A 4,668-nucleotide genomic window follows, 5' to 3' on the forward strand; every position below is an offset into this window, starting at 1 on the left:
GGGGCAAAGCGTGATTAGTGCAACGTTAGGCACGGCTATTCAAGGCGGAAGTTTTACTGATAATTTTAAAGCGGCCCTCTTAAGCCAGGTATCCGGTCAAGTCCATACCGAAGGGGCTAATTTTATTGGCACTCAGGGGGAAATACTCGGTTATCCAGGCAAAGCCCTTAGTCATGCCGTCCTTTCAGGCTTAACCGCTGAAATCAGTCGGGGAAATGTTAAGGGCGCGGTGGTGGGTGGATTAGCTGCTGAGCTGGCCGCCATTTCGTTGGGGGATAACCTGATTAACGCTGAGCAGTGGCAGAAAAAATCCGCAGCACAGGCGCAGTTAGCGCGGGCATTTGGAGGGATTGCCGGCGCAGTGTTTACGGGTCAGCCTGGAGGCGTGTACAGTGGCGCGACCGCTGCCGAGAACAGTTTTCGCTATAATTATTTATCCCATCACCAGCAAACATTAATGGAAAAAGAGCTGGCGGCAACCCCGAATGATTTTAAAAAAGCGCTGATTTCCCTGAAATGGGGATACACTTCCCTTGACCAGGATGTCAGTCTTGGGGCGGGGATGGTGGCGGGCACGCCGGTTGGACTTTATGAGACCCTAGACGGGTTAGCTAACCTGGCGAGCAACCCGAAAGAAACGTATACGGCGATAAAAGCAGTTCTGCAAAGCGATGACACATTAGGCATTATAAGCGATGCAGTGAAACACTCGTATATCGCGCGTCTTGAGCGAATGGAAGCAGAATATCAAAAGGCCGGAACCGCAGGGGCCTTTAACGCGGGGCTCGAAGTCGGTAAAATCATTTTTGATATCGCCAGTACCCTTGCCGGGGGTGCGGGGGTCGCCAAGGGTGGTGCGATACTGATAGAGAAGGTTGTGGCGAAAGCGGCAAGTAAGGGGGAAGCCGCAGCGATAAATGCAGGAAAGACACCTTTTTATGTAGAGGAACCGCCCTTTAACCAGTCAGGTACAGGAGGTGCTGCTCAACCATGGTCGACTAAAGGCCGTATTAATCACGTGCAGTTACCTAATACAGGTAAAATTCGTTATGTGCCACCAGAAGGATACTCACCTTCTCAACCCTTACCCAGAGGGCCTAACAATGGTTACATCGACAAGTTCAAAAACGAATGGGTTAAAGGCCCGTCCCGTACAGCAGGGCAATCTTTCGAATGGGATATTCAGTTATCATCTCAAGGGAAATCTCAACTAGGTTGGGCAACAAGAGATGGATCTCACCTCAATGTATCTCTTGACGGAAAAATTACACATAAGTGATGTAATCACCATGAAAATAGATTTTTATCAGGAAGTGGAAGTCAGGGAGGGAGCTAAGAACAGCAACTACGCAAAATGTAAAGGTGTTGTTCTTGGTATCAGTGAAGAAGACGGAATTGTCTACGGCTACGCTGTCGCTATACACGGCAAAGAAAACACTGTTTACTTTGAAAAGGATGACCTAATTCCGACAGGTATAGCCTTTAAGCGAGAAGATTTCTACTAACAGAAATCCCGATCACCGCACCGTGCACAGTTGGCATTGACAATTATCGGCTTGAGCCGGTGAGCGAGATGCTAACGCAGCAAGCCAAAGGCGCTATCCCAGCAGCGAAGCCTGTATCGCCAGCTACGATCATCTGGATACTGGTAAGGTCATGGTGGTAGATATTCTGGGCAGTATCGATACCGCCTGGCGGCGTAGCGGCATCAAGGTACTGGATAATTTTTATAATCTGCTGGGCTATGACGCCAAAATTCTAATTGCGCCGGTCTATTGTACCCAGACCTCGGTCACGGCCGAGCTGGCGGCCTATGCCGACAAGCTCAAGGCCATCGCCTATGTGGATGCGCCGATTGGCAACACCTTTGCGCAGGCTATCGCCGGAGGCGACCATCTTGAGCCAGTCGTACAGCGACTGCATCAGCGGCGGGCTTTTCTCTTTCCTGAACGCCAGACGCGTTTGCGCCGGACAGCGAAGTCTGTCACCTGTGATAGTGTCCATCTAAATTTAAGTGGACACTATCATCTCCGGATTGACGATGATCTGACAGACGTCCTACACTGGGAGCTTACGCATTTGATGACAGAGCCTAGCAAGAAACTTTTATCAAACGTACAATCAAACCGTAAAATAGCCTTTTCAAAAAAGAATTGCTCTAAACAGGACTTATAGTGAATAAACAACCGCTTGCGGCAAAAATGGGTCTATCCCAACAAAGGTACGTGAAGTCCCACAGATTTTCGGATAAATGACTAATTCCAATAATTTTCTTCCAATTTAATTCCCCCTGATTAAATAGGCTGCTTACGCAACAGATATGAACGCTTATTCTGTTGTTCTGAAAACCAGCGTTTTTGGAATGACACTATTGCATGGCAGGCAGTCTCTATAAAGCCCCTAAATTATAACCGTTTACCTTGTTCCGAAACATGTGTTCCCCAATTCCCAAACGAAATGCAACAAAGTGAATCCTTGGTCATACATAGATAAACTTACTGTAATGACCGCATAAGAGATATTAAAACAGTTGCTGAATAGAGACTTGCATTTTTTGTCACGCTATAGACAATAAAAAGAGGGTTAACTTAGAAAATAACGGTTTGAAATGATCAACAAAGAGCGGTTGTTACGAGATAATCGTTTATGTAAAGCAATCATTGGATTATCAGTTGTAATGGTCAATGGGATAGAGGCTTATCGTATCGATGAATTGATTAACCTTCACTGGTTTTCACTCGGCAAGCGAAAAAAGATGAGTCACCAACGGCTTTACACCGAATATCGTAATTATGCGAATTATAAGCAGATGGCCAATGCCAGTGGTGACCAGGAAATGTTGCAATCTATCAAAATCATCGAAAAATTTACGCCATTACCGAAGAAAGTGGATGTTTTACGTAAACGAACCGTAGACACTGAAGACGAAGCCAGCATTACTGTTACCACTGCCCACCGAGCAAAGGGATTAGAGTGGGATATCGTCGAAATCAACAATGACTTTCCGAATAATCTCTTTGACCCTAATATGGACAAAGCAGCCTTTAGAGATGAAGTCAATTTACTCTATGTCTCAGCGACCCGTGCTAAGAAGACACTCGTTATTAATAAATTGTTGGTAAATATTCTGGCTAAAGTTACTGAGAATGAAAAAACGGCACAGGCTTAATTCAGTAATGCCTCTAGAAGCGCTTGTAATCGATTTTGAGCCATTTCCTGTGATTAGTTATGAAAAAAGATACCAGTAACAAAAAATAAACGCACCAGAATGGATAGAGTGCGTTTTTGTATGGCTGGATTATGATGTCTGAAATGTAATGAATAAATAGCGTATTTAATATAGCCTAGTTGTTTGTAATAATAAAAATAAATTTTAGGAAAAAAGGAGATGTTATGCCACTTTCTATTCAAGGTCATAATTTATTTTCATTAAATAGAACGCTTAGCCATGAAGACGTCAAGCGCGCTATTGATAGCTCATCAAAAGAAGAAGCTACACAGATTGGCATATGGGATAAAATCAAAGATTGGTTTTGTGGAACCAACACAAGTGAAGCGTTGGAAAAAATTTATGAGTTAACACATGGCAATGATGAACCTGATACCGAATCCACTTTAAAAAAAGTGACTGCTTTTTACCAACTTAAGGAAATGGCTTATCCTGTTTATCAGGATAGATTTCAGGCAACTATTGCTCCAAACGAAGATGGGGCATATATTTTTTCTTTTTCCATTAAAGATGTCATGGATGAACGCGCATGGGTTTATGGAAAGACTGAAAAAGATATTGATTCTTTAAACCAAAGAGAATTAACCAATAATAGTGAGTTATTAGACAACATTATTGTTACCCGAGAAGGTCTCAATGTAGCGTTAAATCAAGTAAAATATGATGAACAGAAAAATCAATTAGAAAACGTTTTATTAGGTAATCAGGCAAGAGTCAATCTACATTTATTAGATAAAGAAACAAAGCAAGAAATGGCTATTAATCCGCGTTTGGCACAAAAATGGATTTCATTACAAATGAAATGTTTTGATTATTACGCTGAACAGCGCTTATCGCTAGAATCAGTTAAAGGATTGGATATCAGCCTTGTAATAGGAACAGAAAATGAATGGCTTTATCATTTTGCTGAATCAATTAACGAAATAAAAAGAAATACACAAGAAAATCTTGCCAAAGAATTTAATAATGAAATAAAGGAATTCAATGATTTAAATATCTATGCCAATCCTTATGAATTGAATAACGAACCTATATATTCTGAACCATATGACCAAAACGATGAACCCATATATTCAGAACCATATAATCAAAGCAATGAACCTATTTATGAAGATATTCAATTTAATTCATCAGAAATTTCATCTAATAAATATTACAAAGGACCAATAAATGGTGATGTTTATGCAAAAGTAGATAAAAAAAATATTGATAAATCAGAATTAATTAAAGAAATAGATAATTTTATTTTAGAGAATAGTGAAAGCTATCCATTAGCATATCAGCATGTTAGAAAGTACGCTTAAATCTTAAATGACTAAAAAATTCACCCCAACGCCCCATGATGCTATATTCAAGCAGTTTTTAAGTGAGAAAGAGACGGCAAAAGACTTCTTCGACATTTGGCTACCCGATGAGATTAAAGCGCTGTGTGACTTAGA

Annotated in this window: 6 protein-coding genes; all 6 read left to right on the forward strand. The window is 41.4% G+C overall.

Going from position 1 to position 4,668, the window contains the following annotated elements; translation table 11 throughout:
• Nucleotides 1–1,279: polymorphic toxin type 17 domain-containing protein (locus G468_RS24550; RefSeq protein ID WP_211229693.1), on the forward strand; the 1,279-nt coding region annotated here is incomplete at its 5' end.
• Between the two features lie 10 nt (nucleotides 1,280–1,289).
• Entirely contained in the window at nucleotides 1,290–1,505 is a 216-nt protein-coding gene (locus tag G468_RS0119195; protein ID WP_034250646.1) for an Imm31 family immunity protein, read from the forward strand.
• Between the two features lie 151 nt (nucleotides 1,506–1,656).
• On the forward strand, nucleotides 1,657–2,175 hold the full coding sequence (locus tag G468_RS0119200; protein WP_026824309.1) for a hypothetical protein: 519 nt from the start codon (nucleotides 1,657–1,659) through the stop codon (nucleotides 2,173–2,175).
• A 433-nt stretch (nucleotides 2,176–2,608) separates the two neighbouring features.
• Nucleotides 2,609–3,169: a 3'-5' exonuclease gene (locus G468_RS0119205; protein WP_026824310.1), complete on the forward strand. Its 561-nt coding sequence runs from the start codon at nucleotides 2,609–2,611 to the stop codon at nucleotides 3,167–3,169.
• Between the two features lie 224 nt (nucleotides 3,170–3,393).
• A complete protein-coding gene (locus G468_RS22200; RefSeq protein ID WP_071846932.1) occupies nucleotides 3,394–4,533 on the forward strand; it encodes a hypothetical protein in 1,140 nt (379 codons plus the stop codon).
• 7 nt (nucleotides 4,534–4,540) lie between these two features.
• Nucleotides 4,541–4,668: Rpn family recombination-promoting nuclease/putative transposase (locus G468_RS23350; protein ID WP_162143456.1), on the forward strand; the 128-nt coding region annotated here is incomplete at its 3' end.

The sequence above is a fragment of the Arsenophonus nasoniae DSM 15247 genome, from assembly GCF_000429565.1.
GTDB lineage: Bacteria > Pseudomonadota > Gammaproteobacteria > Enterobacterales > Enterobacteriaceae > Arsenophonus > Arsenophonus nasoniae.